This window comes from Mycobacterium sp. Dal123C01, assembly GCF_052566995.1.
Map to the genome: position 1 here is coordinate 769,975 of NZ_CP199580.1, position 26,700 is coordinate 796,674.

General features: G+C 66.6%; 24 protein-coding genes. 6 read left to right on the forward strand and 18 right to left on the reverse strand.

The window, feature by feature from the left end; all coding sequences use genetic code 11:
- Positions 1 to 23: 23 nt before the first annotated feature.
- Positions 24 to 1,253, reverse strand: coding sequence for a hypothetical protein (locus ACTXG5_RS03705; RefSeq protein WP_445162409.1), 1,230 nt, complete (start codon positions 1,251 to 1,253; stop codon positions 24 to 26).
- Between the two features lie 38 nt (positions 1,254 to 1,291).
- On the opposite strand from ACTXG5_RS03705, the gene ACTXG5_RS03710 reads away from it, so the two are divergent.
- Both ACTXG5_RS03710 and ACTXG5_RS03715 read left to right on the forward strand, forming a co-directional pair.
- Positions 1,292 to 1,936, forward strand: a complete 645-nt coding sequence (locus ACTXG5_RS03710) for a TetR/AcrR family transcriptional regulator (protein ID WP_445162410.1) — start codon at positions 1,292 to 1,294, stop codon at positions 1,934 to 1,936.
- 89 nt (positions 1,937 to 2,025) lie between these two features.
- Positions 2,026 to 2,523, forward strand: a complete 498-nt coding sequence (locus tag ACTXG5_RS03715) for a nuclear transport factor 2 family protein (RefSeq protein ID WP_445162411.1) — start codon at positions 2,026 to 2,028, stop codon at positions 2,521 to 2,523.
- Positions 2,524 to 2,526: 3 nt separating this feature from the next.
- Here ACTXG5_RS03715 and ACTXG5_RS03720 read toward each other — a convergent pair whose 3' ends face one another.
- Both ACTXG5_RS03720 and ACTXG5_RS03725 read right to left on the reverse strand, forming a co-directional pair.
- Positions 2,527 to 3,204 carry a L,D-transpeptidase family protein gene (locus ACTXG5_RS03720; RefSeq protein WP_445162412.1) on the reverse strand — a complete coding sequence of 226 codons (678 nt, stop codon included), beginning with the start codon at positions 3,202 to 3,204 and terminating at the stop codon, positions 2,527 to 2,529.
- A 74-nt stretch (positions 3,205 to 3,278) separates the two neighbouring features.
- Positions 3,279 to 3,926 carry a phosphatase PAP2 family protein gene (locus ACTXG5_RS03725; RefSeq protein WP_445162413.1) on the reverse strand — a complete coding sequence of 216 codons (648 nt, stop codon included), beginning with the start codon at positions 3,924 to 3,926 and terminating at the stop codon, positions 3,279 to 3,281.
- Between the two features lie 67 nt (positions 3,927 to 3,993).
- On the opposite strand from ACTXG5_RS03725, the gene ACTXG5_RS03730 reads away from it, so the two are divergent.
- The gene (locus ACTXG5_RS03730) at positions 3,994 to 4,473 is read left to right on the forward strand and encodes a hypothetical protein (protein WP_445162414.1); all 480 of its coding nucleotides are present in this window, start codon (positions 3,994 to 3,996) and stop codon (positions 4,471 to 4,473) included.
- Here the strand turns inward: ACTXG5_RS03730 and ACTXG5_RS03735 are convergent.
- Positions 4,457 to 4,741, reverse strand: coding sequence for a hypothetical protein (locus ACTXG5_RS03735; protein ID WP_445162415.1), 285 nt, complete (start codon positions 4,739 to 4,741; stop codon positions 4,457 to 4,459). The two genes, ACTXG5_RS03730 and ACTXG5_RS03735, sit on opposite strands and share 17 nt — an antisense overlap.
- A gap of 54 nt (positions 4,742 to 4,795) precedes the next feature.
- Between ACTXG5_RS03735 and bluB the strand changes: the two genes are divergently transcribed.
- Positions 4,796 to 5,557, forward strand: coding sequence for a 5,6-dimethylbenzimidazole synthase (gene bluB, locus ACTXG5_RS03740; protein ID WP_445162416.1), 762 nt, complete (start codon positions 4,796 to 4,798; stop codon positions 5,555 to 5,557).
- Here bluB and ACTXG5_RS03745 read toward each other — a convergent pair.
- On the reverse strand, positions 5,473 to 6,342 hold the full coding sequence (locus tag ACTXG5_RS03745) for an SMP-30/gluconolactonase/LRE family protein (protein WP_445162417.1): 870 nt from the start codon (positions 6,340 to 6,342) through the stop codon (positions 5,473 to 5,475). The genes bluB and ACTXG5_RS03745 overlap by 85 nt on opposite strands.
- A gap of 147 nt (positions 6,343 to 6,489) precedes the next feature.
- On the opposite strand from ACTXG5_RS03745, the gene ACTXG5_RS03750 reads away from it, so the two are divergent.
- Positions 6,490 to 7,854 carry a sulfatase family protein gene (locus ACTXG5_RS03750; protein ID WP_445162418.1) on the forward strand — a complete coding sequence of 455 codons (1,365 nt, stop codon included), beginning with the start codon at positions 6,490 to 6,492 and terminating at the stop codon, positions 7,852 to 7,854.
- 11 nt (positions 7,855 to 7,865) lie between these two features.
- On the opposite strand, the gene ACTXG5_RS03755 is transcribed toward ACTXG5_RS03750, so the two are convergent.
- Entirely contained in the window at positions 7,866 to 8,651 is a 786-nt protein-coding gene (locus ACTXG5_RS03755) for a trans-aconitate 2-methyltransferase (RefSeq protein ID WP_445162419.1), read from the reverse strand.
- 112 nt (positions 8,652 to 8,763) lie between these two features.
- Here ACTXG5_RS03755 and ACTXG5_RS03760 point away from each other — a divergent pair, with 112 nt between their 5' ends.
- Entirely contained in the window at positions 8,764 to 9,966 is a 1,203-nt protein-coding gene (locus tag ACTXG5_RS03760) for an alpha/beta hydrolase family protein (RefSeq protein WP_445162420.1), read from the forward strand.
- Here ACTXG5_RS03760 and eccE read toward each other — a convergent pair.
- From eccE to ACTXG5_RS03820, 12 genes are all read right to left on the reverse strand, one after another.
- Entirely contained in the window at positions 9,953 to 10,963 is a 1,011-nt protein-coding gene (eccE, locus tag ACTXG5_RS03765; RefSeq protein WP_445162421.1) for a type VII secretion protein EccE, read from the reverse strand. The two genes, ACTXG5_RS03760 and eccE, sit on opposite strands and share 14 nt — an antisense overlap.
- The gene (gene mycP / locus ACTXG5_RS03770; protein ID WP_445162422.1) at positions 10,960 to 12,369 is read right to left on the reverse strand and encodes a type VII secretion-associated serine protease mycosin; all 1,410 of its coding nucleotides are present in this window, start codon (positions 12,367 to 12,369) and stop codon (positions 10,960 to 10,962) included. Before mycP ends, eccE begins: the two co-directional genes overlap by 4 nt.
- On the reverse strand, positions 12,366 to 13,784 hold the full coding sequence (eccD, locus tag ACTXG5_RS03775; RefSeq protein ID WP_445162423.1) for a type VII secretion integral membrane protein EccD: 1,419 nt from the start codon (positions 13,782 to 13,784) through the stop codon (positions 12,366 to 12,368). The genes mycP and eccD overlap by 4 nt, the downstream gene beginning before the upstream one ends.
- A gap of 82 nt (positions 13,785 to 13,866) precedes the next feature.
- Positions 13,867 to 14,745, reverse strand: a complete 879-nt coding sequence (locus ACTXG5_RS03780; RefSeq protein WP_445162424.1) for an ESX secretion-associated protein EspG — start codon at positions 14,743 to 14,745, stop codon at positions 13,867 to 13,869.
- A gap of 10 nt (positions 14,746 to 14,755) precedes the next feature.
- Positions 14,756 to 15,046, reverse strand: coding sequence for a WXG100 family type VII secretion target (locus ACTXG5_RS03785; RefSeq protein ID WP_313861646.1), 291 nt, complete (start codon positions 15,044 to 15,046; stop codon positions 14,756 to 14,758).
- A 32-nt stretch (positions 15,047 to 15,078) separates the two neighbouring features.
- Positions 15,079 to 15,372, reverse strand: coding sequence for a type VII secretion system protein EsxG (esxG, locus tag ACTXG5_RS03790; protein WP_313861645.1), 294 nt, complete (start codon positions 15,370 to 15,372; stop codon positions 15,079 to 15,081).
- Between the two features lie 66 nt (positions 15,373 to 15,438).
- On the reverse strand, positions 15,439 to 16,929 hold the full coding sequence (locus ACTXG5_RS03795) for a PPE family protein (RefSeq protein WP_445162425.1): 1,491 nt from the start codon (positions 16,927 to 16,929) through the stop codon (positions 15,439 to 15,441).
- Between the two features lie 2 nt (positions 16,930 to 16,931).
- On the reverse strand, positions 16,932 to 17,240 hold the full coding sequence (locus tag ACTXG5_RS03800) for a PE family protein (RefSeq protein ID WP_445162426.1): 309 nt from the start codon (positions 17,238 to 17,240) through the stop codon (positions 16,932 to 16,934).
- A gap of 43 nt (positions 17,241 to 17,283) precedes the next feature.
- Positions 17,284 to 21,264 (reverse strand): type VII secretion protein EccCa, encoded by a 3,981-nt coding sequence (gene eccCa, locus ACTXG5_RS03805; RefSeq protein WP_445162427.1) that lies wholly within the window; start codon positions 21,262 to 21,264, stop codon positions 17,284 to 17,286.
- Complete coding sequence (eccB, locus tag ACTXG5_RS03810) at positions 21,261 to 22,868, reverse strand: type VII secretion protein EccB (protein ID WP_445162428.1); 1,608 nt, start codon at positions 22,866 to 22,868, stop codon at positions 21,261 to 21,263. The genes eccCa and eccB overlap by 4 nt, the downstream gene beginning before the upstream one ends.
- Positions 22,865 to 24,718, reverse strand: coding sequence for a type VII secretion AAA-ATPase EccA (eccA, locus tag ACTXG5_RS03815; protein WP_445162429.1), 1,854 nt, complete (start codon positions 24,716 to 24,718; stop codon positions 22,865 to 22,867). The genes eccB and eccA overlap by 4 nt, the downstream gene beginning before the upstream one ends.
- A 451-nt stretch (positions 24,719 to 25,169) precedes the next feature.
- Positions 25,170 to 26,672 carry a PPE family protein gene (locus ACTXG5_RS03820; RefSeq protein WP_445162430.1) on the reverse strand — a complete coding sequence of 501 codons (1,503 nt, stop codon included), beginning with the start codon at positions 26,670 to 26,672 and terminating at the stop codon, positions 25,170 to 25,172.
- Between the last annotated feature and the right edge of the window lie 28 nt (positions 26,673 to 26,700).

Below are 26,700 nucleotides of genomic sequence, written 5' to 3' on the forward strand. Positions count from 1 at the left end.
ACCCCTTGACAAACGCCCTGAGATCACACGACGGTCAGCGGCAGCGAACGCCTCGGCTCGAACTGAAAAGACGCGCCGCCACTGAACTTGACCACTTCCACCTCAGGTAGTTCGGTTGCGGTGGCATCGGTTTCGGTGAGCTCTGCGGTCCAGTCGGTGTCTGTCCCGCTAACACGGACCTCGATATGCGGATCCACCGCGGTAGCGATCGCTTGCAGCGGCTGCACAGAGTCCGGCGAGCACAACGAGATCCAGGACCCGTCGTCGTGCGCCGGCGACCGGTGGACCAGCAGCCGGTTCGATTCGATCTCTGCGGCAACGTAACCCAGCGGATTCAGCAGCGGGTGCAATTCCAGCACCCGCAGCACTCCTTCGATGCCGCCCGGAAGTCGTAGTGCGTGGTGAATGCGCTCGGCGGCCACGCCGGCGATGCCGATCAAGCCGCGGGTGCACACCGAAACGGCTTGGGCCTCGTCGGCGGCACGCGCCCGGACCGCAATGGCGAACGACAGATACAACAGGTGCATCTGCAGGCACACCTCGTCGGCCATCCGGACCAGTGCCGAGTGTGAAAAGGCGGCGAAGTCGAAATCGGACAGCAACGGACCCGAGTAGTCCGCCTGCCCCTCGTCGGAACGGTCGATCGGACCGAGTTCCCATGTTGCGGCCCGGGTTTGGCGAACGATGTCGAACGCCGGGATGCTCTGGGCCTCGGGATAGGACTCGTCGATGATGACGGTCCATGCGCAGTGCGGATGGCGACCGGTGGGCACCCGCGGCGGCCGGTGAATGGGCCGCACCTGGGCGCGTGCGTTGGTCGCCACCGCGGTGGCGTCAAACGTCGGATCCTCGATGGTGTGGCACATCCCGAACACGTACTGTTCGCCCATCGGCTCGACATCGAGCAGGGCGCCGCAGTGGTCGAGGTGGAATTCGCCGTGCCATCGGTCGTGGACGGTGTACCGGAAATCCATGAATTGCGGTGGGGCGCCGATGTCGAGCTGCAGGCCCTTGAAAATGGTGAGCACATCGGTGCCCTCGTACTTCAGCGCCTGCTGCATGCGCCTGGTGTAGATCGGGCTGGCGCCCGCCCACTCTTCGATGGCGATCTGCACCATCTCGTCTCTGCCGAACGAGCTGATACACCAGGCCATTCCGGACCGGTCGATCAGCTGCCCGATCAACAGCAGTTCGGGAACCAATACGGCCAGCTGCTCGCGGGACAATTGCGCATAACGTGAAGGGCTGCTCACAGTATAAAAATAAACTTGACTATGTTATAAAGTCAATAATGTCTATTGCTGCAGGCCAGACGTCCGGGCGCTCCGCCAGCCCGACCCGGCGTACCAGCGCGCCGCGCAAACGCGGTGACGACACCCGGGCAAAGATCATCGACGAGACCGTCCGCTGTATCACCGAGGAAGGTTTCGCCGCCGCGACCGCCAAGCACGTGGCCGAGCGCGCCGGCGTCACGTGGGGCGTCATCCAGTACCACTTCGGCGATCGCAACGGCCTGCTGATGGCCGTCGTCGACGACGGGGTGGACAGGCTGATCGAGAGCCTGTCGTCGGCCGACGTCAGCGAGCTAGCGCCGCAAGAGCGCATCGAAGTCGTCATCGACACCGCGTGGAGTTGCTATAGCAGTCCCACGTCGATGGCCGCCTTCGAAATCCTGCGGGCAACCCGCGGCGGCCTGGGTGAATCGTCGCGGCGGCACCTGCTCGAAATGAACTCCGCGATCGGCCAGCTCGGCCGGCTGATCACTACCGATTCAGCGAATGCAGGTGTGGCCGAGGTGATTTGGGCAACACTGCGAGGGGTGGTGCTGGCGCAGATGGTCACCGGCACGGCCATCGATTGGAGCCTGGAGCGACGTGCCCTGATCGACATGGTCACCCTCTACTTGTCCAACGGTCGCGGATACCGCGACACTTAGACCACGCACACGACACGCCGTAGAACGTGACCGAGGTTTATGTCTCGGCGATGTCGGTCGTCTGATGCGACCGCAGTTGGTACATCACTATGTGTTGCAATGACGGGATGACCCCCCAAGATCTCGCCGACATCGAAGCAATCAAGCAAGTCAAATACCGGTATCTGCGCTCGCTGGACACCAAGCGCTGGGACGACTTCGCCGACACGCTGGCCGAGGACATCAAGGCCGACTACGGACCATCGATCGGTAACGAGCTGCACTTCACCACCCGCGCCGACCTGGTCGAGTACATGCGCACCTCGCTTCCGGCGAACGTCATCACCGAACACCGAGTGACGCATCCGGAGATCATCGTGACCGGCGATACCGCAACGGGCAGTTGGTATCTGCAGGACCGCGTCATCGTCGCCGAGCTCGACTTCATGCTGATCGGTGCGGCCTTCTACCGCGACCAGTATCGGCGCACCGACAACGGGTGGAAGATCAGCGGCACCGGTTACGACCGGACCTACGACGCCACAATGTCGTTGAAGGGCATGGACTTCAACGTCAAGCCCGGTCGCGCCATCCACGGCGTCGACTGAAGACTATTTGCCGATCGCGATGACCGCGCCGGGCCGCAGCCATTTCATGATCGACACCAGCTGAGCATCGTCGACCGCCACACAGCCCTCGGTGGGCGCGCCGTCGGTGGTGTGGAAGAAGAACGCCGCTCCCCCACCGGGGGTCTTGTTCTTGTTGACGCCCATCACCACGGCGTGCTTGTACTGCGGGATCTGCAGGTTCTCACTGTCGGCCGTGTTGAACGGGCACTGCGCCTTCGGGCACACCTGCATCGAGTTGAAGGTGGGGCTGTGGTCGTCGCCGCTCCACCAGTAATTCGAGCCGCCGACTTGGGTGTAGGGCAGCCCGGTACCGGGATTCGGCGCCGTGCCGAACGCGGAGTCGAGGCTGTAGACGCCCATCGGCGTGGCCGGAACCCCACTCTTGGCCTGCGGTGCCATGCCCGCCGAACCGACGTGCGTCGGAACACCGGTGCGCAGCGCCTGCCAGCCGGCGGCGGTGTGCTGGTAGATATCCATGGTCGCGTTCGAGCCGCCAGTGCTGACAACCGAAACCACTTGTGTGGCATTGCCAACCGCGTTGGCAAACCATGGAGTGCCGGGCGTGGTGCCTGCCGGAGCGGCGCTTCCCATCGGTGCGAGCACAAGCGATACCCAAGCGAAGCACGCCACGGCACATACTGAAATTAGCAGTCGGCGCATACATTCCATCGTCCGGTGACACCGGCCTCAGGGTCAAGTCAAGCTTTAGCGCCAGTTGGGTCACAGCACCGTGATCAACGGAAAACCCAGCGCGGCAAGGGTTTAGGCCGAAGTACCCACAGGCACCCGAGGGCGTAGAGGTATCCCAGCGACCAGCCGGCCAACACATCGGACGGGTAATGCACGTTCAGGGCGACCCGGGAAACCCCGACCAAGACCAGGATCAGCGCGCTCACCGCGATCGCGACACGGCCCATCGCCCGACTCATCATCGGCAATACGAAGGCCAGCAGGGCGAGCAAGGCAGCCGTCGTCTCGAGCGCATGCCCCGAGGGAAACGACGTCTGGGGTGTGGCCACCAGCATGGTCGGCGGTCGCGGCCGATTGGCCAGCGCCTTGGCACCCAGCGTCACGAATCCGTTCAGCAGCCCGCAGGCCAACAACAGCAGCGCCACGCGCACATTGCGTCTCACCAACGCGGCCACCGCCGCCACCGTGTCCAGTAGCCGCAGTGGGTTGGGGCCCAGCACAACCGACAACACCTCCCAGAATCGCACCCACACCGGATGCTTGACCGCAATGTCGTGGGAGGCATTCAGCAACGACCAATCGAGGCCATGCAGCCAACCCCAATTCTGGCGGTAACCCACCCACATCACGGCATAGACGACGGCGGCCACCAAAGCGACGTAAACAGCCGCGGTGGGCCGGGGGCGGGTCATCCCCTAAGCGATACCAGGACCGCCAGCCCCGACACTCGACGCCCCCAGGAAGGGCCATACTGGCGTCATGGCGGTCTTTGTCCGCAGATTGCTCGGCATCGGCAAGTTACCCGAGGATCTGCATACTCAGGTCGAGGCGGAGGGCCTGCTCTATCTCGCCGATTACGTCGCGGTGACCAGGCGGTTCAGCGGCGTCGTCCCCGGTGTGCGGTTGCCGCACAGTGTCGCCTACTACACCGGTTCGCTGGTGCTCACCAAGCACCGGGTGCTGGCGACGCTGTCGATGCTGCCGAAGCTGGCCGGCGTGACCGTCGACGCGCGCTGGGATGCACAGGCCGGCGCGGCCAGGGCCGAGATCTCGTCGGCGGGTTTAACGGTCGACGTCGACGTCTCGCAGGTCGACGACAAGTTCAGCGGCGAACTCTCGCTGCTCTACAAGGCCACCATCCCGGCAGATGTGCTCAGCGGGCTACCCGCGCGGTCCTTGAGTTTCGACATGGCGCCGGACTGCGTGGTCCGCGCGGTCGGCGTTACCTATAGTCCGTGATCGTGATCCGCGGCCACGGTGGCTGCCGGAGCACCGCCAGGCTGCCGATCACCGCCGCGAGCAGGCCGGTGAGCACTCCGATCAGCGCGACGCGATTGGAGTCGACGGCAGGGACCCAGGACGCCTCGCCCGCGCTGATCACGAAGACGCCGACCGGTTTTTCGACCGGGATCACGGTGGCACCGCCCGCGGTCTCGTAGGGCTCGCCGTAGACACGCCGGGGGCCGCGGTCGATGGGCAGCTGGTCGAGCACGTCGGAATACTTCACTACACGCTCCCTTTGCTCGTGTTGTGGGCCTGCACCGTTGATAGATTGACGTTAATGCCATTCTCCTCCGGCGAGTTCTCCGACGGCGCTGTGAGCGAACATGCGTTCAGCTCATCGGACCGCCGCGTCGTCTACCGGGTGATCGCCGAACGGCGAGACATGCGCCAATTCGTGCCCGGCAGCGTCGTGCCCGAGGAGGTGCTGGCCCGCTTGTTACAGGCCGCGCACGCCGCGCCCAGCGTCGGCCTGATGCAACCGTGGCGTTTCATCCGGGTCACCGATGACGGGCTGCGCCGGCGCATCCACGCGCTCGTCGACGAAGAACGCCCGCGCACCGCGCAGGCACTGGGGCAGCGGGGCGAGGAGTTTCTGCGGCTGAAGGTCGAGGGCATTCTCGAATGCGCCGAACTCCTCGTGGTGGCGCTGGCCGACAATCGCGACGCCCACATTTTCGGCCGGCGCACGTTACCGCAGATGGATCTGGCGTCGGTGTCCTGCGCGATCCAGAACCTGTGGCTGGCCGCCCGGGCCGAAGGACTCGGGGTCGGCTGGGTTTCGCTGTTCGATCCGCAACCCCTGGCGGACCTGCTGGCAATGCCCGCCGGCGCTGAGCCGGTGGCCATCCTGTGCGTCGGCCCGGTGCCCGAATTTCCGGATCGGCCGGCGTTGGAGCTGGACGGGTGGACCTCCGCGCGGCCCCTGTCGGAGTTCGTCTCGGAAAACCGCTGGGCTCAGCCGCCGGACCCCCGGCCCGGCCAGCCCGCGCCGGGAACCAGCACCGGAACGGCCAGCACGGTGCCATCCCATTCGGTGTGATGCATCAAGTTCTGCGGGCCGGGCCAATGCGCGGCAACCACGAACAGGGTGCGGCGATCGTTCCCGCCCAGCATGCAGGCGAATGCCGCGCGGTCGAGTTGAACCCGATCCAGCACCTCGCCGCCCTCGCGGACTCGCACGCAGCAGCGATCGGCGACGTCGGCGTACCAGGCCGCGCCGTCGCGGTCGAGGCAGATGCCGTCGGGTGAGTGATCCCCGACGTCCGCCCACACCCGGCGGTTCGACAGCGACCCGTCGGCGCCGATGTCGAAGGCGGTCAGCCGGTGCCGGTACGACTCGGCCACGATCAGCGTGGCGTTGTCCGCGGTAACCGCCATCCCGTTGGGAAACGCCAGGTCGTCGGCGACCACCCGGGCGCTTCCCGCACTGGCCAGGGCCACGAACCCGGGAGCCGGGTCACCGGCGGGCGGCCCCGCGGCGAAGTCGAAGTTGACGTTGTTGACGTAGGTGTTGCCGCGACCGTCGATCACGACGTCGTTGGGGCCGTGCGGCGACAGCACCGACAGGTCGGCATATTGCGACAGCGTGCCGTCTGCGGACAACCGAAGCAGCGCCCGCTGCGAACTCGATGTCAGCACCAGCCCGCCGGCTGCCGGCAGGAAGTCGAAACACATTGGCAACGACTGGTGTTCGAGCACGACGTCGGCCCGTCCCGCCGGGTCAATGGCGCGGATCAGGCCGGCAGTCCAGTCAGCCACCCACAATCGCCCGCTCTGCCAGCGCGGCGACTCCAGCAAACCCAACCCGGTGATCAGAGCATCCATAGCGCGTGCCTCCCGACTTCTGTTCGCGGAGATCGTTTCCACCAGCCGGCCATCTGCTGTTGTCTGACTGGGCGACACACCCAGATTCATCGCAGGTAGCTGCGGTATCGTCGCCGGTCGCAAGGCAACGTGAATAAGGTGACGGAAATGACCGGCGACAACGTACTGATCGTGCACTGGCACGACCTCGGGCGCTATCTCGGTGCCTACGGTCATCCGGACGTCTGTAGCCCGCGACTGGACCGGCTCGCCGCCGATTCCATCCAGTTCACCCGGGCCCATGCCACCGCACCGCTGTGCACGCCGTCGCGGGGATCGTTGTTCACCGGCCGCTACCCGCAAAGCAACGGGCTCGTCGGCCTGGCCCACCATGGCTGGGAGTACCGGGCCGGTGTCCAGACCCTCCCCCAGATATTATCCGAATCTGGCTGGCATTCAGCACTTTTCGGTATGCAGCACGAGACGTCCTACCCAAAACGGCTGGGCTTCGACGAGTTCGACGTGTCGAACTCGTACTGCGACTACGTGGTGGACAAGGTCGGAGACTGGCTACGGGCGCAAGCCCCGCAATCCGACGGGCAACCGTTTCTGTTGACGGCGGGATTTTTCGAAACCCACCGTCCCTATCCGCGGGACCGCTACGAGCCGGCCGACAGCGCGGCCGTCGAGCTGCCCGACTACCTGCCCGACACTCCGGAGGTACGCGGCGATCTCGCCGACTTCTACGGGGCCATCACCACGGCCGACGCCGCGGTCGGCCAGATACTGGACACGCTGGCCGAGAGCGGGCTGGATGCCAGCACCTGGGTGGTGTTCTTCACCGATCACGGTCCCGCCCTCCCCCGCGCGAAATCCACCTTGTACGACGCCGGAACCGGCATTGCACTGCTCATCCGCCCACCCACCGGCCGGGCCACGGGGCCCCAGGTCTACGACGAATTGTTCAGCGGCGTCGACCTGGTCCCGACGTTGCTGGAGCTGTTGGGCCTCGAGGTGCCGGGCGACATCGAGGGTGTGTCCCACGCGCACGCCCTGCTCGCAGCGGATACACCGCCAGCCGATCCGGTGCGTGAGCAGGTGTACACGATGAAGACCTACCACGACTCGTTCGATCCGATTCGGGCAATTCGCACAAAGGAATACAGCTACATCGAGAACTACGTGCCGCGGCCGTTACTGGACCTGCCCTGGGACATCGAGCAGAGCCCGTCGGGTTTGGCGGTCGCGCCATTCGTCAAGTCGCCACGTCCGGAGCGCGAACTCTACGATCTGCGAACCGATCCCACCGAGACCACCAATCTGCTGGCCGACGGCGACCCCCGCATGGATGCGATCGCGGCAGATCTCGCTGTCCGCCTTAATGATTGGCGACAACGCACCGGCGACGTCATCCCGTCGGACTTCGCCGGCAGTCGCGTCGCGATGCGCTATACCGAAACCTATCTACAGATCCATCACACGACGCCGACAAGCCGGTCGGCGATCGCCGCCGACCGCGGCGTCGAAGAGTAAGCAATCCCCGGCTACCCACCGGTGCGGCGGGCACCGCCGACCTCGGCGACGATGAACACCCGCCGGAACGGGAAGATCGTCGTACCGTCGGCCCGGGCCGGGTAGGCATCGTCCAGCAGCGGGATGAGCTCCTCGCGGAACTGCGCCCAGCCCGCGTCATCGAGCCGCTCGCGCACCGGAACCAGCGCGGTGCCGGTGATCCATTCCAGCACCGGATGCTCCCCGGTCAGTTGGTGCAGGTACGTCGTCTCCCAGGCATCGACCCGGCAGCCCGCGTCCATCAGTAGATTGGCGTAATGCGCCGGCGGCTGGACCACAGCACCGACTCGAAACGGTATGTCCTTCAGCGTCTTTGCGTAATGCTCGCGGCGTGCCACCGCCCGCACGGCGGCGTGCGACGGCGTTTCGAAGTTGCCCGGGATCTGAACCGCGATCCAAGACCTTTCCGGTAGTTCGCCGGCCCAGCGGAGCAGCAGGTCGGCGTGTTCGGGGACCCAATGCAGGGCCGCGTTGCTGACTACCACGTCGGTGTCGGGTTGCGGCTTCCAGTCGCGCAAGTCGCTGACGGAGGCATCGATCCCGCGTTCCCGGGCGGCGGCGACCATCTCCGGCGAGGTGTCCATCGCCTCGATGACCGAGCCGGGCCAGCGCTTCTCCAGGTACTTCGTCAAGTTGCCGGGTCCGCAGCCCAGGTCGACCACCCGGCGCGCCCGTTCGGCCCCCACCCTCGACACCAAATCGTAAAACGGCCGGCTGCGATGGTCTGCAAATGCCAGGTAGACGTCGGGATCCCACATGTCGGTCCTCCTGATCAACATCGCCGCTAGTCGGCCATCTAGACAAAACCGTATTACCGCATGCTGTCAAACGCGCGAGATCGGCCGGTCCGGCGGGATAACATCGGCATTCGTGGCGACCGACACAGATCCCATCGATCCGCCCATTCCCGTTCCCGACGTTCCCGGTGCCGACGTAGCGGCCGGTGCAGACGGATTGCCACCACTCTCGACGTTGTCGCCGCATGAGCGCAGAGTGGTCGCGGCATCGGCGGTCGGTGATCTCGCGTTGCGCACCTGGGTCTCGTCGCTGCTGGCCGCGACGGCGGCGCCCGCCGTTGTCGCCACCTCGTTGCGGCACACCAAATCCGGCACCGAGCGCAGCAACCTGAACTTCTACGCCGAGCTGGCGGCCGAGCACGACCCGGCAAAGTCGTTTCCGGCTCCCACCGAGCTGCCCCGGGTGTCGTCGCGGCCGGCGGGACCGCTCGCGAGATGGATCGCGCGCGGCACCGTCGACAACATCTCGTTCGACAGCAGCTTCGCGGCGATCAATCCCGCGATGCGCCAACGGTGGAATGCGTGGGGATCCAATAACATCGTGCGCGCTCAGCATTGGCGCCACGACGACGGACCGCGTCCCACGCTGTGCGTCATCCATGGGTTCATGGGGTCGTCGTATCTGGCCAACGGTCGCTTCTTCTCGCTGCCGTGGTACTACCGGTCCGGCTACGACGTCTTGATGTACACCTTGCCGTTCCACGGCCAGCGCGCCGAAAAGTACTCACCGTTCAGTGGTTTCGGCTACTTCGCCGGTGGGCTCAGCGGTTTCGCCGAATCGATGGCCCAGGCCGTGCACGACTTCCGGTCCATCGTCGACTATTTGCGTCACACCGGTGTTGACCGTATTGCGCTGACCGGTATTTCGCTGGGCGGCTACACCTCCGCGCTGGTGGCCTCGGTCGACGACCGGCTTGCGGCCGTCATTCCCAACTGCCCGGTCGTCACGCCGGCGACGATGTTCGACCAGTGGTTTCCGGCCAACAAATTGGTCGGCCTGGGGCTGCTGTTGTCCAATATCAACCACGACGAATTAAACGCCGGGCTGGCCTACCACTGCCCGCTGAACTACCAGCCCCTGCTTTCCCAGGACCGCCGGATGATCATCACCGGCCTCGCCGACCGGATGGCTCCCCCGGGGCAGGCCGAAATGCTGTGGGAGCACTGGGATCGCTGCGCGCTGCACTGGTTCCCCGGCAGTCACGTGCTGCACGTCAGTCAACTGGACTATCTGCGCCGGATGACCAGCTTCCTGCACGGATTTATGCTGGAGTAGCCGCCTCGGTTCGCGCCGTCCGATGGGCCCCCGCCACTGGAGTCGGCCAGTCCAGGCTCGCCAGCACGTTGGCGGGCGCGTCGGTGTGACCGTCAAGTCGTTGCGTAGACAACAGATCCAACGCCGCCAGCGCCGGCCCCTGGTTGCCGCGCTGCGGAATCAGTCCGCCTACTGGCGGCGCAGCTTCCGGCGGCGCATCGGTGAGGAATGCGCACGCGGCCGCGATCGTGTTCTGGTCTCCCGATCGCGGGGCGGCGATCTCGAGTGCGGTGCACGTCTCGCGCGCCGGATGCGACCGGATGGCCTCCAACGTCTCGGCCAAGGCCGAGTCGACGACGATCTGGTATGCCGCAACATAATCCGAGGTGCCGCGCTGCACAGCACCCCACGTCTCGCGGGCCTTGGCAGTAAGCCAGCGCGGCACGTCGTCGGATGCGACCGCAGTGGCTTCCCAGCCGATCTCGCGAAGGTGGTCGGCAAGCCGCCGCGCGGCGACCTGGGCCGTCTCCTGCAGCGGGATCGCCGACGTGCGCGCCTGCAGCGCCGGCAGGTTGTCGGCGGCCGACACCGTAATGCCGATCCATGTCTCGCGTCGCGAGGCGTCAGATGCGTTGTCGCGGCTCGTGATACGGACCCTGTCGGCGCGGATGCCGTAGCGGTCCAGGTACCCGGCGATCAACTCCAGGGGGAGCACCGCGCCGTCGGTGGTGGACGGCCCGATCCGCACCAACGCGGTTGTCTTTACGGCAATAGCGGATTCAGTGACGGGTTCGTTGGCACGGTTGGAGCCGCGGCCCATGATGGCCAGCCGACGCCTCAGGATCGTGGTGAAGTGCAATCCACGCCACCAGCCGAACAACACGATCACCACCACACCGGCGATGCCGAGCAGCCAGTAGTCGCGAGTCGAGTGCCAGGGGTAGGCCAGCGCCGCGGGCACCACCGCCAGCGCCGCCAAGGTAATTCGGGCACTCCCTGGGATCGGGATCGAGCTCACGAGGTGGTCTCCTTCCGTCGGCGCGCGGCGATTGCGGCCGACGCGGCAGCAGCCGCGACAACCAAAGCCAGCGCGGCAGTCCCGGCGAACGCGACGGTTCGCGGGGTGTTGTCTTTCGGCGCCGGTGCCGGGGGAACGGCGACCGGCTTCGCCGGCGTTCCGGCCGGTCCGGTACTAGCGGGCAGTTCCCAAGTCAGGGCTGCCAGTGGGTCCACGCTGCCGGTGCCGACGATGTTGGAGGGCGCGCGGGCGCCGTTGTGCGCGGTCGCGGTGATCCGGCGCACCACCTCGGTCGCGGACAGGGTGGGGTACTTACTGCGCACCAGTGCCGCTACTCCCGACACGTAACCCGCCGCGTAGCTGGTCCCGCTGAGCGCCGCCAGTTGCTGATGCTCGTCGGGCAGGCCGTTGGCGAGACCGCCGCCGTCGCGATTGCTCACCGACACGATCCTTTCGCCCGGGGCGGCGATACCGACCCACGGCCCCGACATGGTGAATTTCGACGGCTGCCCATCCGGTGTCAAGGACGCCGCCGACAGCACGTAGGGCTGCCACCACGACGGGGTGGAGACCGAGGTGACGCCGGCCCAATTCCGCGCATCGTCGGGGTGGCCGAGATCCGTGAGCGCGTTTGACTCACAGGACGTTCCGCCGCCAACCGTTCCGGTCGACCCGGTGTTGCCCGCCGCCGCCACGATCACCGCGTCCTTCTCCACCGCCGCGTAGCGGATCGCCGCGCCGAGCGCGGCCTGATCGACAGGCCGATCGGCGGGCACACAGGTGACGTCCGAGATATCGATCACCCGGGCACCCAGATCGGCCGCGTGCACGATTGCCCGACCCAGCGTCGCGACCTCGAGGGACACCCGCGCGACCATCGGATCGCCACCCGGCGTGCGTGGGGAGAACTTGCCCGACGCCGTGCGGATCGACAACACGCGCGCCGCGGGCGCGACCCCCGAGAAACCGTCCTCACCGGACGGCTGGCCGGCGACGATTCCGGCGACCAGCGTTCCGTGCCCGTCACAGTCGGTCAGGCCGTCGGTCGTCTCCACAAAATCGCCACCGGGATCGACATTGGGTAGCCGAGGCCCCGGCCGCACGCCGGTGTCGAGCACCGCGACCAGCTGCCCTTCACCGCGGGAAAACTGCCACGCCGCAGGAAGATTCAGTGTTCCCTGGCTTGGCGTCACCGCCGCGGGATCGCTACCGGGGATCACACCGGAGGTAGTACAGGGCCCGCGCTGCTCCATCGGCTGCACCGGTCCCGCCGTCCCGCTTGGCGGTTGCACGCCCGGGTCGACCACCGGCTGGGTGATCGCGGACGCCGGCGGACAAGCCCACGGCGCAACGGCCTGCGAGAAAATCAAAGCCGCTGTGAGGCAGGCGAATCCGACACGGATCATCGATTGAGCACCCAGGCGAACAGACCGACCAGATAGGCGATGACCGGAATCAGCGAAGCATCCAGTCCGGTCGCCACGAAACCCAACAGCCGGCGCAGCGGCAACGAATAGGTTTCCGGCGAAGCGATGCCCGGGTTCAGCGCCACCATGGCCCACGCCAACACCAGCACGACGAGCACCGCCGCCGCGATGAGTGCGGCGAGGTAGCGCCCGGTCGAGGCGTAGAACACCAGCAGGACACCGGCGCCCAGGTAGGGCTGAGCCAGCAGCCAGGCCTTGCACGCGGCCGAATCCCACACGCGGGCCCGCAAGACGGACGTAGCCGCAGTTGCCGCTACCACATACCATCCCCAACCGCTCAGCGACTCGGGGCGCAGCCCGATCGCCACCGATCCCAGGACACTGAGCAGCACGGCACCGGCGATGAAGCCACTCTGATGGGCGTCGCCGATGCGCACCCGCCGGGGCAGGTCCTCGAGCACCCGAAGCGCCGGCGCCGATGGGGTCGGATCACCGGGTGCCGGAATGACCGGCAACGGGAAGCGCGCCCACAGTGCAGAAAGCTGCGCGGCCTCGATGGTCACTAGCAGGGCCGCCACGATCAGACCAGCACCAATGCTCAATATCGGTAGCTGCCAAAGCAATTCGGCACCAGCGGCCAACAACACCCCAGCCCCGACCACTGCGGTCGCGGTGAAGATACCGACAATCCGCTCGCGCTCGGTGCTCGGCACCATCAGGGCGATCAGCGACCAAGCGGTGACGCCGGCAGCGGCCAGCACCAGCTGCGCCGCCCCGAACTTCCCGGGCACCGCCAACGCCAGGGCGGCGGCAATGGGCACCAGCGCCGCCACCGACAGCGCCATCCCGCTGCGTTCGGAACGCAGCGTGACGAACAAGCCGGCGATCGCGGTCACCGCCGCGATCACGCTGACCGCGACCAGTCCGGTCAGTCCACCGGTGGCTACCCGGTAGGTAACTCCCAGGCCCGTCGCCAGGAAAGCCACGACGATCGCGGCGACCAGCGCCCCGCGCTGGATCTGCGCTATGCCCCATGGCTTCAGACGGGAGGTCGAGAAGATCATCGCGGCGTCAGCGATGTCCTCCACGATGCCGGGCGCGGCCGGGCCGATCGGAACCGGCTGCAACGCAAGCAGATCCCCGTCGACGACGCCGACGGTGTCCAGGCTGGCATCCAGGCTGAACGGCGCTCCCCCGATGGGTGCCAGGCTCAGGTGCGAAACTCCGCCGGTGCCCACTGCGCCGTCATTGAGGTCACCACCATCGCCGTTCTGGGCCGTCGGGACCACCAATCGCTGTACCGCGGGCAGGATTTCGCGCAGCGGCAGTTCGGCGGGCAGCGCAATTTCAGTCAGCCTGCTGTGCGCGAGGATAGCCACGCGAACGATGGGCATGACGGCGCCGGAGGTCACCGGACCCTCGAATTGGACTGGGGCCGTTCCTGGGACATCGTGCTCTCTCTCTATCTCGTTGCGGTTACGCGTATTGGGTGGACAAATCTCGGGACAGCCGCTGGGTGGGGAACCAGTGGCCGTCGGGCAGGGAGGCGGTCAAGTGCTCGATGGCGACGCCAATTGCGAACGGGGTTCCCGGGCGAAACGTCGAGACCCATTCGCCGTCGAACGCGCGGGACGGGCTGACCAGGATCCGGCCGGCGGCGGTGTCCACGATGCTCACTCCGACTTCGGTGGTGGCATGCTGCCCGTCGCGATGGCAGCCGGCGACGACTTCGACGTAGCTGCGTGGACCCGTGAAAACCGATTCCACCACCGATCGCGCTGATTCCGGAATCCCCAGGTAGTCAAGGACTTCCGCCAGCGACGCACCGGAGCGCAGTCGCTCGTCGGCCCGGGCTCCGACGCGTGTCGGCATGCTGAATTCCGCGAACTGAGCGGGCGGCCGCTGGGCCAGCCCGGCACCGAGGACCGGAACCAGCGCCCGGGCGTCATCGATGTTCATCGCGGTAAACGTGACCAGCTGCGCGCTGCGCAGCGCGACGATGGTCACCGACGACTTGCCGGTGGTCCCGGCCCGCCGCGCGACCACGCCGCGCAGCAGCTCGCCGGCACCGCTGGCCGCGTCGGAGCCCACGTAGCGCAGATCAAGCCATTGGCCGGGGAAACACACCACTTTGATCCAGTCGGCGACCGCCGGATTGACGACACCGTCTGGCGACATCAGACCCATCCGGGTCAGTTCTTCCTTCTGATCTTGGAAGAACGCGGCGCGTTGCGCGGCGTCGCGGTAAGGCGTCGTGATCGCCAAAACCCATGGGAAGCTGCCCGCTCCAATGGTTTCGGCGATGAACCACGCGTTTTCGACCGTCAGCTCGACGGCATTGGGCTCGACACTCATCGAGGAGGGACTAGCCGCCCCACTTGGCGGCTTCGGCCGTGTCGCGGGCATACATGGCCAGAGTGTTGGAGTCGTGCGTGCTGGCCATCGACTGGTAGGACCGCACCAATGCCTCCATGGCCTGGTTCCACTGGGCCTGCCAGAGCTGGTAGCTCATACCGGTGTCACCCTGCCAGCCGTTCTGCAACGCGGCCTGCTCGGTGGCGATATCGGCGCCCAGCCCCTGCATCGTGCCGGCGTAGCCCGACATGTCGGCGGCGTGGCTCAGCATCGCCGGGTAGTTGTACATAATCTGTGACATCACAAGTCCTTTCGCGGTTATTGGTGGTCGGCTCAGAACCCGTTGTAGCCGGACGCGGCAGCGGCGTCGGCGGCCACATAGGTACCCGCTGCATCACCGAGGTTGGCCTGGGCGATATCGAGCAGGGTGTTGACTCGTGCGGCCATCTCCACGAACCGGGCGTGCGCGGCCTGAAACGCCGCCGAGGACTCACCCTGGTGGAATGCCTGGGCCGACATCGCTTCCTGCTCGGCTTGGTTGATCGTGCTGCGCAACACCGCCGCCTTGGCGCTGAACGCCGACTGCGAGGCCACCAACTGTGGAATGTGAGCATCCAGAAGACTCATAACGTTTCCTTTCTCTTCTGTCCCTTATGATTTCGATTACTGGCTGACATGTGGCTAACTGTCTTGCTAACTTTCGGGACCCCCTCCCCCCGCTTCACCGGGCTCGCCCGCGGTCTCGCCGTTGTGATCCCAGGTGCCCGGCACCATGGGCATCCTTGGGCCGCTGCCGAACTCATCGCCGGCCAGCTTGGTCAACCCCGAGGCCTGTAGATCCGCGTCTTTGTGCGCGGTTCCGGCGAATCCGAGCCTTCCGGCCCCACTGCCCGAAGCCGTCGCGGCGGCCAATAGCGCCTCTTCATCGGCCGGGCCGCCCCAGTCCGGGTCGACGTCGACATTCATGTCCAGGAACTCATCGCCGTGGTCATGCATGTCGGCCCGCCGGCGCCGCCGCGCCGCAGCCGCCCGACCCGGCACCGCCGCGGCCGCCGCCGGGATGGTCGCGGCCGGGGCTTTGAGCCCACTACGGCCACCCACCGTCGGCGAGAAGCCACCTTCTGGGCCACCGCCGAGGGCCACGGCATAGGGAAAGGCCCATGGCGCCGGCGCCGGTGCCGCAGCGGCGGCCGCACTGGCAGCCGGGGCCGGGGCAGTCGCCGGAGCCGAAGCGGGCGCCGGCGCCGGCGCCGGCGGGGCCATGGCGGCTACCGGTGGCATCGAGGGAGCTTGAGTCGCGAGAGCGGGTGCCGGTGGCAGCTCCACATCCGGTAGATCCCCGAGAGTCTGCAAAAGGAAGTAGGCACCGAGGCCGATAACGAGCGGTATCAGCAGGAACGGTGCGGTCAACAGCACGGTCCAGAACGTAGTACCGAACGGAATGAAAAACGCCTCGTAGGCGATGAAGAACAGCAGCGGGCCGTTGGCAACCAGCCAGGGCCCCAAGGCCTCCATGAACTGCTGAAGCATGTTGGACAGGTTCTGGAAGAACTGCTGCAGTTGCTGGAGCAGGTTGTCCCACCAGTTGCCGGAGTCAGAGTCGTTCGACGCGGCCAGGGTCGAGAAGTTGTTCGTTTCGGCACCGGGACGCAGCACGTTGGGCGCCGGGTCCGTCTGTGGCGCCGACATCAGCGCCGCATCGGAGACGACCTGATACGTGCTCATTGTGGTGGCGGCCTGGACCCACATCCGCGCGTAGTCGGCTTCGTTGACCGCGATCGGAATTGTGTTGATACCAAAGAAATTCGTTCCCACCAGCACCCCGTGGATGGTGTGGTTGGCGGCCAACTCGCCAAGCGTCGGCATTGCCGCCAGGGCGCCGGTGTAGGCCGCCGCCGCGACCTCATGTTGTGCAGCCACACCCGCGCTGTTGGCACTGGCCTGCATCAGCCACGCCAGATACGGCACGTGCGCGGCCGCATACTGCGCAGCGCTGGGCCCTTCCCAGACCCCCGCTTGCACTTCCCCCAGAAGCCCACTGAGTTCGGCTGCCGCGTCGGCGTATTCGGTGCTGAGCGCGGTCCATGCGCCGGCGGCCGCCAACAGCGGCCCCGGTCCCGGACCGGCGGTCAGCAACGCCGAATGCACTTCCGGCGGAGCAGCCATCCAGATGGGCGCGGTCATTATCAGGCGCCGCCTACTCCGTACGTCGCGGCCGCCGCGGTGTCACCCACGAGATAGCTTGCCCCGCCCTGGCCCACGCCTACACCGGCACGGCCCAGTTCCTCCACGCCTTCGGCGGCCACCGCGGCGTGCATCTGGCCTTGGGCGCTGAACCCGGCGGCCGTCGTCAGCGACACCGGATCCGCCGCGGGCGGCACCACTGCGGTGATCGCCGGAGCGGCCGCCGCATGCACGGCCGCCAGCCGCGCCGTCAGCGCCTCTACCGCAGCACTGGTCGCCACCAGTCCTTCAGGAACTACTCGCAACGTCATAACCCCTCCTTCTGTGGTCCTTCAGTTGCTGTTTCACTAACCATCAGCGGGCGAAACCATCGTCGGCTCCCCCTACAACAGACTCGCCAACCAACGGGTTGACCAACTGCACGTACGTCGGGCTTTCACTGTCTCCCAACAGAATTGCCCGTCCGGCAGGCAACCGGCCAAATCGTTGTCCCCGGATCTTGCCGCTGTCTTGCGGATTACCCGCCAGCATCAACGTGGTTGCCTGCAAGTCGTTGAAGCGGCGCAGCAACGGACTGGTCATCAGCGCGTGCCCCGACCCCGTGGCGCGGGCCGTGACGATCACCCGCAGCCCCAGATCAGCAGCCTGGCTGAGTTCCGGGATCAGGCTGGTCCATGGGCGCTGTCCAATGTACGGGCCGCTCATCGCCGGTGCATCCGGAATCTGGTCCACGTCGTCGATGATCAGGTAATGGGTGTGGCCCTCGTAGCTCCACCGGGCCAACTCCGCTGCCGACAGGCCCGCCGGCGGGCGCCGCGATTCGATGATGTTGGACAACCCGAGCATCGCCGGGAAGATCCGGTCGATGTTGGCGGTGTATTCGTTGTCGGCGAAGAGTGGCTCCTCGACGAGATGTAGCCGACGATCCAGCACCGTGAAGGCCACCTGGTCCGCGGTGGAATGCTCGCGGATGGTGCGGATGATGTGGCGCAGCAGCGTGGTCTTGCCCGACTTGCTGTCACCGAACACCATCAGCAACGGGTTCTCGGTGAAGTCGAGCACGACCGGTGCCAGGTCCTCTTCGCGCTGACCGATGACCACTTGCTCCAGTCCCCGATACAACGGCCCGAGAGCATCGGGTGCCAGGTTTTTCGGCAGCAGCCGAACCGGCGGTGCGGCCACGTCCGGGTAACGGGCGTTGATCGCGGCCACTGGGTTTGTTTCCGCGTCCAGCTCGGGAGCCGCGAACAGGAAGTGCTCGGCGGCCATGGTCAACCCGCGACCCGGCTGGTCGGCCGGCACGGAATCGGCCGGACGGCGCAGGGCCCCGACCACCCGCACATTGCTGTCCCGCGCGTCGTGCAGCTTGAGCTCGAGTCGCAGCCCGAGGCCGTCACGCATTGCCAGCGGCACCTCCAGCCAGCTCGGGGTGGTGACGATCACGTGGATGCCGTATGCGAGACCGACATTGACGAGTTCAGTCACTTTGGCCAGCAATGGGTTACGCGTATTGAACTGGTCGGTGTTGTCCCGGGCGAATGCGTAGAGGTTGTCGACGACCAGGAACACCTCGCCGAAGCCGTCGTCGTGAGTCGAACCATGCTTGTCCCGGAAGGCCTCGCGCTGCTGCCGGGAAAGCAGCAGCTGCTCCAGCTCGCCGAAGGTGCGGCGAATGCGTTCGGGCTCCAGCGGCGACGCGACGCTGCCGACGTGCGCCAGATCTTCCAGCGCGCGTAGCTGCCCGCCGCCGTAGTCCAGGCAGTAGAACGTCACATCACGCGGCGAGTGCAGGCTGGCTGCCGACAGGATAAATGTCTGCAGCGCAGACGATTTGCCGGACTTGGCGCCCCCGTGAATCACCATATTGCCGGACGCCGACGTGGCGTCGAACACCAGCGGGTCGCGGCGCATCTCGAATGGCTTGTCGATCTCACCGAGCGGCCAGCGCCACTGCCGGTCCGGCACTCCGGCGTGGGCCAGCACCGTGGTCAACGGGATCGGCTCGTCCAGCGGCGGCAGCCACAGCTGCGGCGCCCGCGGCCCGTAGCCGGCGAGCTGCTCGCCGATGGTGGCGATCAGCTTGCGCGGCGGTCCGGCCAGGTCTTGTTCGTCGGCTCCGGTGATCACCGTGCCCTGATCGGGCTCCACCCTGCCGGCAGTGAACAGCTTCGGCTGCGGGACAGAGTGCACCACAAGGGTTTTAGCGGTCTGCGGCGGCTCGTAGATGCCGTCGACATAGGTGCTGCGGAACTTGATCGGGGCCGCACCGGGAGCGGGGACCAGGAAGCCGATGCCCTTGTGCTCTTTGCCCGATTCGATGTGGTAGGCGTCGTCCACGCCGATGATCTGGCGAGACACGCTGGCACTGGCCACCTTCAACCCGATGCGGTACGAGGTGTTCTTGTCGATGTCCTTGATCTTTCCGACATCCAGCGTCTGGGACGCGAACAGAATGTGGATGCGGAACGAGCGGCCCTTGCGCGCCACGTAGTCGAACAGTTCCGCGTACTCCGGGTAGTCGGCCAGCATCAGCGTGAATTCGTCGGCCACCACGAACAGTGTCGGGATCGGCGGTAGATCATGCCCGGCGGCGATGGCGTTCTCGTACTCGACCACTGAGTTGAACGCACTGCCCTGAACCCGGCGGCCGGCCTCGCGGAGCAGCGTTTCGCGTCGGGCCACCTCGCCACGCAGCGTGTCGGCGAACCGGTCGGCCAGCGACTTCTTCTCGGCCATGTTCGAGATCACCGCGACGACCTGCGGGAAGTTCCGGAAGCTGTCGGCACCGGCCTCACCCTTGAAGTCGGCGTAAATGACGATCAGCCGATCCGCCGAATGAGTTGTCAACAGCGACAACAGAATCGACATCAGGGTCTGCGACTTGCCGGAACCGGTCATACCGATCATCAGGCCGTGCGGACCCATGCCGCCCTCGGCTTCGTCCTTGAGGTCGAAGAACAGCGGCTCGCCGGTGGCGGTGACACCGATCGGCACCCGCAACTCGTCGTCGCGGCGACGCGGTGCCCACAGCGTCGGCACATCAAGCTGCGATGCGTCCGGTACACCCAGCAGCGTCGTAAACGTGGCGCCACGAGTTGCCGCCGAGCGCAGCCCGGTGTGGGTGGGGTTGGAGTCCCAGCGCGACAACTGACGGGCCAGGTGGGCGGCCTCGTCGACGCCGAACTGATCCGCGTTGTCAATGTAGGGCTGCCAGCCGCCGGTCTGCCAGCGTTGGATGGCCCCGTCCGCAATGCGCAGAATCGGCTTTTCCGGGTCCGAATACTGTTCGCGGTTCGGCGCCGTGCTGCTGCGATGCACGACGGTGACTCCGGCCCGGCCGATCGCCAGCGCCGAGGCGTTCACGTCGTAGTCCGGGTCGTCGACGATGATCAACAGGTGCCGCAACGCATCTGACGGCCCCCCGGTGAATACCGGGCGGTCGGCCAGCGCGGGGCCCAGCATCAAGACCAGCTCATCGGGGTTGGCGGCCAGGAACCGGGCCGGCCCCACGCCATCCACCTCGCCGGGAATGTCGATGTGGGGCAACCACTTCAGCCAGGACCAGTCGTGGTTCTCCACATCGCGGGTAGCGAGCGCCACCCCCAGCACCGTCGGGTCGTGCCAGGTCACCGCCTGAGCGACCCAGGCCCGCAACGCCCCTTGCACCTCATCCGGCTCGCCGAGGACGGTGATCCGGGAGACCTTGGTCAAATCGATTCCGGTGGGCACATCACGCACCGTGCGCTGGGTGTCGAGCAGGCTGCGTAATGCGCTGTGCGACACCGGTTCCAGATCGATCTCGTCGGCGGCATCCTGGACCCGCACCGCGGTGGCCAGTGGAACCTGGTGACGCCCGGCCCGCAACACCAAGAAGTCGGGGTCGCGCGGGTCACGTTCCCACTGACGGCGAGATCCGGGCACCGTGGCCAGTGCGGCCGGCTCGGGATGGGACCACTGCGCGGCAGCCCGCTGCTGGGCGGCCTGGGTGCGGATGTTGTCCCGAACCACCGACAGGTAGCGCAGGTAGTCGGCGCGTTCGGCGTCGACGTCCTCGGTGCGCATCTTGTTGTCGTTGCCGCGATAGAGCGCGGTTGCCGCCAACAGCAACACGAATGGGAAGAACAGGGTCTGCGGGGAAATCACCTTCATCCCGGTGGCGACCAGCGCGACGATCATGCCGACGATCAGGATCACGATCACAAAGGGCATCGCGCGCCGCAGAAATGACGGCGGAATCACCCGGGGCAGTTCGGGAGGCGCCTCGATGCTGATGGTGCCCTGGCGGGTGCTCGGTGGCGCCAGCCGCCGGCGCGCTTCGAAGATCAGTCGGCTCATCGGGGTCCTCCTTCGGCCGACACCGGACGACCGGGCCTGCTGTCGGGCGCCAAGCCGTCGTGTGCGAGCAGCGCGTCGGCGCGCGATAGCGTCGGGCCCGCCGCGAACAGCGACAGGATCGACCAGGGAATAGGAACGGGGGTTGGGGTTAGGCCAAGGGCCTCAACGGTTTTGCCGCGTCCGGCGGCTCCGTTCTCGGCCTCGTTGTCGATGCCGTAGCGCACTCCAGTGTCGGAGACCCAAAACAGCGAGCCGGTGCCGGGCGAGGTCGCACTACCGCCCACGGTCTGGGTGAAATAGCCGGTGCCCGGTGCCAGGGCGACGCGGGTGGCTATCCCTTGGGAGCCAGCGCCGATCAGGTTCACGGTGCGAACCGCGTCGGGTACCGGCAGCCCCGAGCCGGCCAGCAGGCTCAGCGAGCTGCTCGCGGCACCGGCCGGCTTGCCCCAGTAGGCACACGTGACGGGATCTTTGGCCGCGTCGACGAGGGACACCTGGCGGTCGGGAAAGCGCGTGGTGTCCAGCATCCGTGACACCGGCAGCTTGGCCACCTCGTCGGCGCCGAGCCGCGGCGGCTGGTCCAAGCCATAGGAATTGGTGTTCCGCAGGATTGCGGCGAGCACCGGCGAGATCGGTTGCAGGCCGTCCGGCAACACCGCGTAGTGCCGCAGGCTGCCCGGATCGACGGCGTAGGAGGTCACCACCGCCCCGATCGGGGCTGGGACTCCGTAGTTCGCCGGGGTGCCGGCGTTCGGAATGCCCGGCGCGGTCAGCGACGGCGCTTCGGGTATCGCATTGAACAGCCCCGCTGCGATGGGCCGCGGTGTGGGCACGTCGGCACCGAGGCCAAGTGCGGTGGTGACCGCGTGGTTGGTCAGGTCGATCTGGCTGCGCTTGCCATCCCACAGCAGCCAGGTGCTGGGGCCCTTGTCGCCGGTGAACTCGACCAGGATCGCCTGGCCGGACGCGATCGCGGCGGCACGGGCGCCGCTGCTGTCGGGCGTGCCGGCGATCACGGTGACACCGGTGCTGTGCACAGCGTGCGAACCCTGGGCGGCCTCGTTGACCGCATCGCATACCGTCCAGTTCGCGTCATGAGAGGTGTTCTGCACCATGCGTTCTGGCGCGCCCGGAATGCCGATCAGGTTGCCACGCGGAAACCGGTCCAGCTCACTGCTTTTCACCGTGGCGGGGTTGACCGGCTTGCCGACGATCAACCGGGCCGAGGTCAGATTCAACACGGGGTGCAGGTCGTCACCCACCCGCACGTACAGTGCGGCGGTCGACCGATCGGCAAGCACCGCGTTGCTGCCCGCCTGCCCGTTGGGCCGGATCATGGAGAACACGAAGCAACCCGCCAAGCCCGTGATCAGAATGACCGCGCCCATCAGCACCGCACGCGACTGGGTACGCAGCGGGTCGACCAGCATCCTGGTGTCGTGCAAGGCGATTCCCGCAGCGATACGCCGCATCACGAAGCGCCAGCCGGTCACTTGGTGCCGGGTGACGAAACCGCGGCGATAGACCACCTGGTCGGGATTGTCGTTCACAGGGGTGCGTGAGGAAAACGAACGTCGTTCGTCCTGCGGCTCCGGGTTGGTCATGCCGGCACCGAGAGCCCCAGGCCGCGCAGCAGCGGCTCTACCGAATTACTGACGTCCCGGTCGGTGATCGTCATCAGCTCCTCATCGGTGAACGCACCGGTCCCCGCGTGTTCGGAATGGTCCAAACGGAATTCGCGCTCCTCCTCGGAGCGCTCGACGATGTTTCGGACGAAACGGCCGTTACCGGCAATGTCGAGGTTGCGACGCTCGATTCCGTTGGAGTCGGGAGTGCTGGCCGTGGCCAATTTGGCGAACAGCGCCTCCATGTGGTCGAGCGCGGATTTTTCGAAGATGCTGTCTCGCTGCTCGGCCATCGTGTGCGCGATCTCCACCAACTCGTGGGAGTTGTACGACGGGAAGGTGATGTTGCGGGTGAACCGCGACCGCAAACCCTCGTTGGTGTCCAGGAACTTGTCGAGGTCTGCCCGGTAGCCGGCGATGATCACCACCAGCCGGTCGCGGTCATTTTCCATGCGGGCCAGCAGCGTGTCGATGGCCACCAGCCCGAAGTCGTTCTTGGCGCCGGTGGCCACCAGGGCGTAGGCCTCGTCGAGGAACAACACCCCGTCCAGCGCGCTGTCGATGATCGCGTTGGTCTTGGCTTCGGTCTCGCCGATGTGCTGACCGATGAGGTCGGCGCGGTGCACCTCTCGGATGTTTTCCCGCTTCAATAAGCCGAGGCCGCAATAGATTTTGGCGACCACACGCGCAATGGTGGTCTTACCGGTCCCGGGTGGTCCGGCGAAGACCAGGTGATGGGCGCGCTGCGCAACCTGGAGCCCGCGCTGCTTGCGCACCAGCTCCATGGCCACCGAGCTCTTGAGCCGAGAAACCTGGTTTTTCACTTCGTCGAGGCCGATGAACTCGGTGAGCTGGCGTTCGGCCTCGTGCAGCAACACGGCCTTGCGTTCGTGGGCAGCAGGGTCGACAAAGTCCTCCGCGCTGGGCTCGGTTTCTACGTCCCACGGATCGGTGCGGGCCTCGATGCGGGCCGCATTCGTGGTCACAATCCCAAAACTGGTGTCGGACAGCGCCTTTTCGACCTGTTCGTTCTCGGGGTGTGCGGCATACAAGTCCTGCAGGACTTCACTCGCCGAGTCTTCGTCGACGTGCACGCGCAGGACGAGCGCCTTCGCCAGCGCCCCATCGATCGCGGCCACCTCGACCGGGCCGTCGGGTTCCTCGAGATACGACAGCGCGGGGGCGAACATGCCCAGCCGGGCCAGCGCAGTGCCCAGAGCGATCTTGGCCGCGTGCGCGTAGGCCTCGTCGAGATCGGAGTCGTTGACGATCGGGGTCAGCAGTTTGACGACGTCGGACCACCGCTCGGCGCGATAGTTGATGACGACCGAGATCCACCGCGCCTCACGCCAGCTCGGGCGGCGCGCGGTGAGCTCGGTGACGATCTCGTCCGCTTCGACAAACCGCCCCTCCGTCGCCAGCGCCGCGGCATAGGCGAGATGGAAATCGTCGGGGTTGGTGGCGCGAAACTGCAGATACAACCCGCTGTCGTAGCGGAAGCCCAAGGCGCCGGGCGCCAAGTCGACCTGCCGCTGCAGCACGCCCGAGTTGGCCGCGGTGCGCGAAACCGCCTCGAGTACCCGGAAGGACGCATCGCCGGCGGCCGCGAGCCCGGTCCATGCGTCGCACTGGTCATGGGCGACTCGGGTCAGCGCCGTGAAGCCGGAACGGGCGGCGGCGAGATCGGCGGGACGCTGGCGTTGGTAAACCGAGATACCCAGTGCCCGCAGACACGTAGCAAATCGGCTGACGACGTCGCCGTCGACTCTGCTGTCCAAGCGCGAAGTGCCCGGCTGGACTGCGAGGGCACCACTATCACCGCGTTCCACGGCCGCCAATTTCCATGAAGATAGTCTCCCCTAACTTAATTTGCTGAAGTTAGCATTGCATAAGCTAACTGTCGAGGTTCTCGGGCCCGTGCGACGGACCACTCGGCGGCCCTCGCGGGGGCTCTGACCACGGTTTTCTGCGTGATCACCGGCCCACCTCTCCAGTTATGGCGTTGGCCGCACTCCCCTTGGCGGCGAAGCCGACTGAAATCAGTTTCATGAGAAAACTTGTCGCTGCGCAGCTGAGCGGAGTGGCCTCCATACCCGGCGCGGTCATCGCAACGACTCCTTACCGATCGGGGTGAACGTGTGATACCCGCCGAGACTGGCGGACGGCTCAGCAAGCACGCACGTACTAGTCGGCTACTGGAGCGGAAAAGTTCCCGGCCAGCAGGTTTCGCCACCGCTACGGATCCCCCAAACACGCTCAATATTGCTTTCATTCAGAAAACTAGTCGGGCTCGGTGTGGTGCGCACGGCCCTTGGCAGATTCGTCACCGGGCTGCCAAGTGCCAGGCAGCATCGGGACAGCCGGTCCGCCGCCGAACTCGTCACCGGCTAGCGTGGCCAACCCCGCGGCCTCGGCGGCGCCCTTGTGGACCGTCCCAGCAAACCCCAGACCACCCGCCCCCCGGTCGGAGGCTGCGGTCGTTGCGGGCTCGGCGACTGACGGGCCGGCCCCTGCCCCAACGTCGGCGTCCAGGAATTCGTAACGGTAGCCGGGCTGGTGGCCCCTCATCGCCGTCCGGCGGCGCCGGCGCGCCCTACTCTCGTCCCTCGCTGCTGCCGCTGCTCCTGCGAGGGCCGCGGCCGAATCGGGCTCCGAAGCCTTGCGCTGTGCGCCGCTGCTCATCCCCTCGCCGGTGCCAATGCCGGGCCCTCCTGCCAGGTATGGGTATGCGGCTGCCTCGATACCGGCGGGCGGCGGTGGGGATCCGGCTGTCGGCGTCGAGGCCGGCGCGGATGCCGGAGTCGAAGCTGGGGCAGAAGACGGCGTCGGGGCCGCGGCGCTCGCCGCAGGAGGGCCACTTGTCACCGCCAGTGCCCTGGGCGCCTCGGGCAGTGGTGCGGCCGCCACGGCCGGGGCCGCGGGTTGGATCGCGGCCAGCGATGCCAGGCTCGCGAGGGCTCCAGCAAACCCCAGGGTGGAGGTCGCGACGAGGATCGCGATTTGGGGCGCAAAGGCTTGAATGGCCTCGAGGGCGTGGCCGAGCTCATCAGCGATGAGGGGCCCGATGTCGGCCAACAGGTGGGTGATCGCCCCGATCGGGTCCGTCTGAAAATCCTTGAGGTCGCGCGCGAAAGTCTTGAATATCTCCAGGAATCGGTTTATCCACCAACTCAGTTGGTAGGGGTTACCGGAGTCATCGTCGACGATGTCGTCATCGCCGCCGTCGCCGCCACTGTCGTCGTCGGCGTGCAGGATCACCGGCGCCGGATCAGCCTGCGGTGCCGCGGCCAGTGCCGTCGCGGAGACCGCTTGATAGGTGGACATCGTGGCGGCGGCCTGGACCCACATCCGCGCATAGTCGACCTCGTTGACCGCAATCGGGATGGTGTTGATCCCGAAGAAGTTGGTCGCCGTCAACACGCCGTGGACGACGTGGTTGGTGGCCAGCTCCGGCAGGGTCGGCATTGCGGCCAATGCAACGGTGTAGGCGGCGGCGGCCGTCGCGTGCTCGGCAGCCATCGACGCGCTGTCGGCGCTGGCCTTCATCAGCCACGCCAGGTAGGGCGCGTGTGCGCTCACATACGCCTCGGCGCTCGGACCCTCCCACGCGCCGCCCTGTACCGCCGACAACGTCGCACTGAGTTCGTCTGCGGTGTCGGCATATTCGGCACTCAATGAACTCCATGCACCGCTGGCCGCCAACAGGCTTCCGGGCCCCGGCCCGCTGCTTAGCAACGCGGAGTGAACCTCCGGGGGCGATGCCATCCAAATCGGCGCGGTCATTCTCGGCCGCCCGCGATCAAAGGCCACA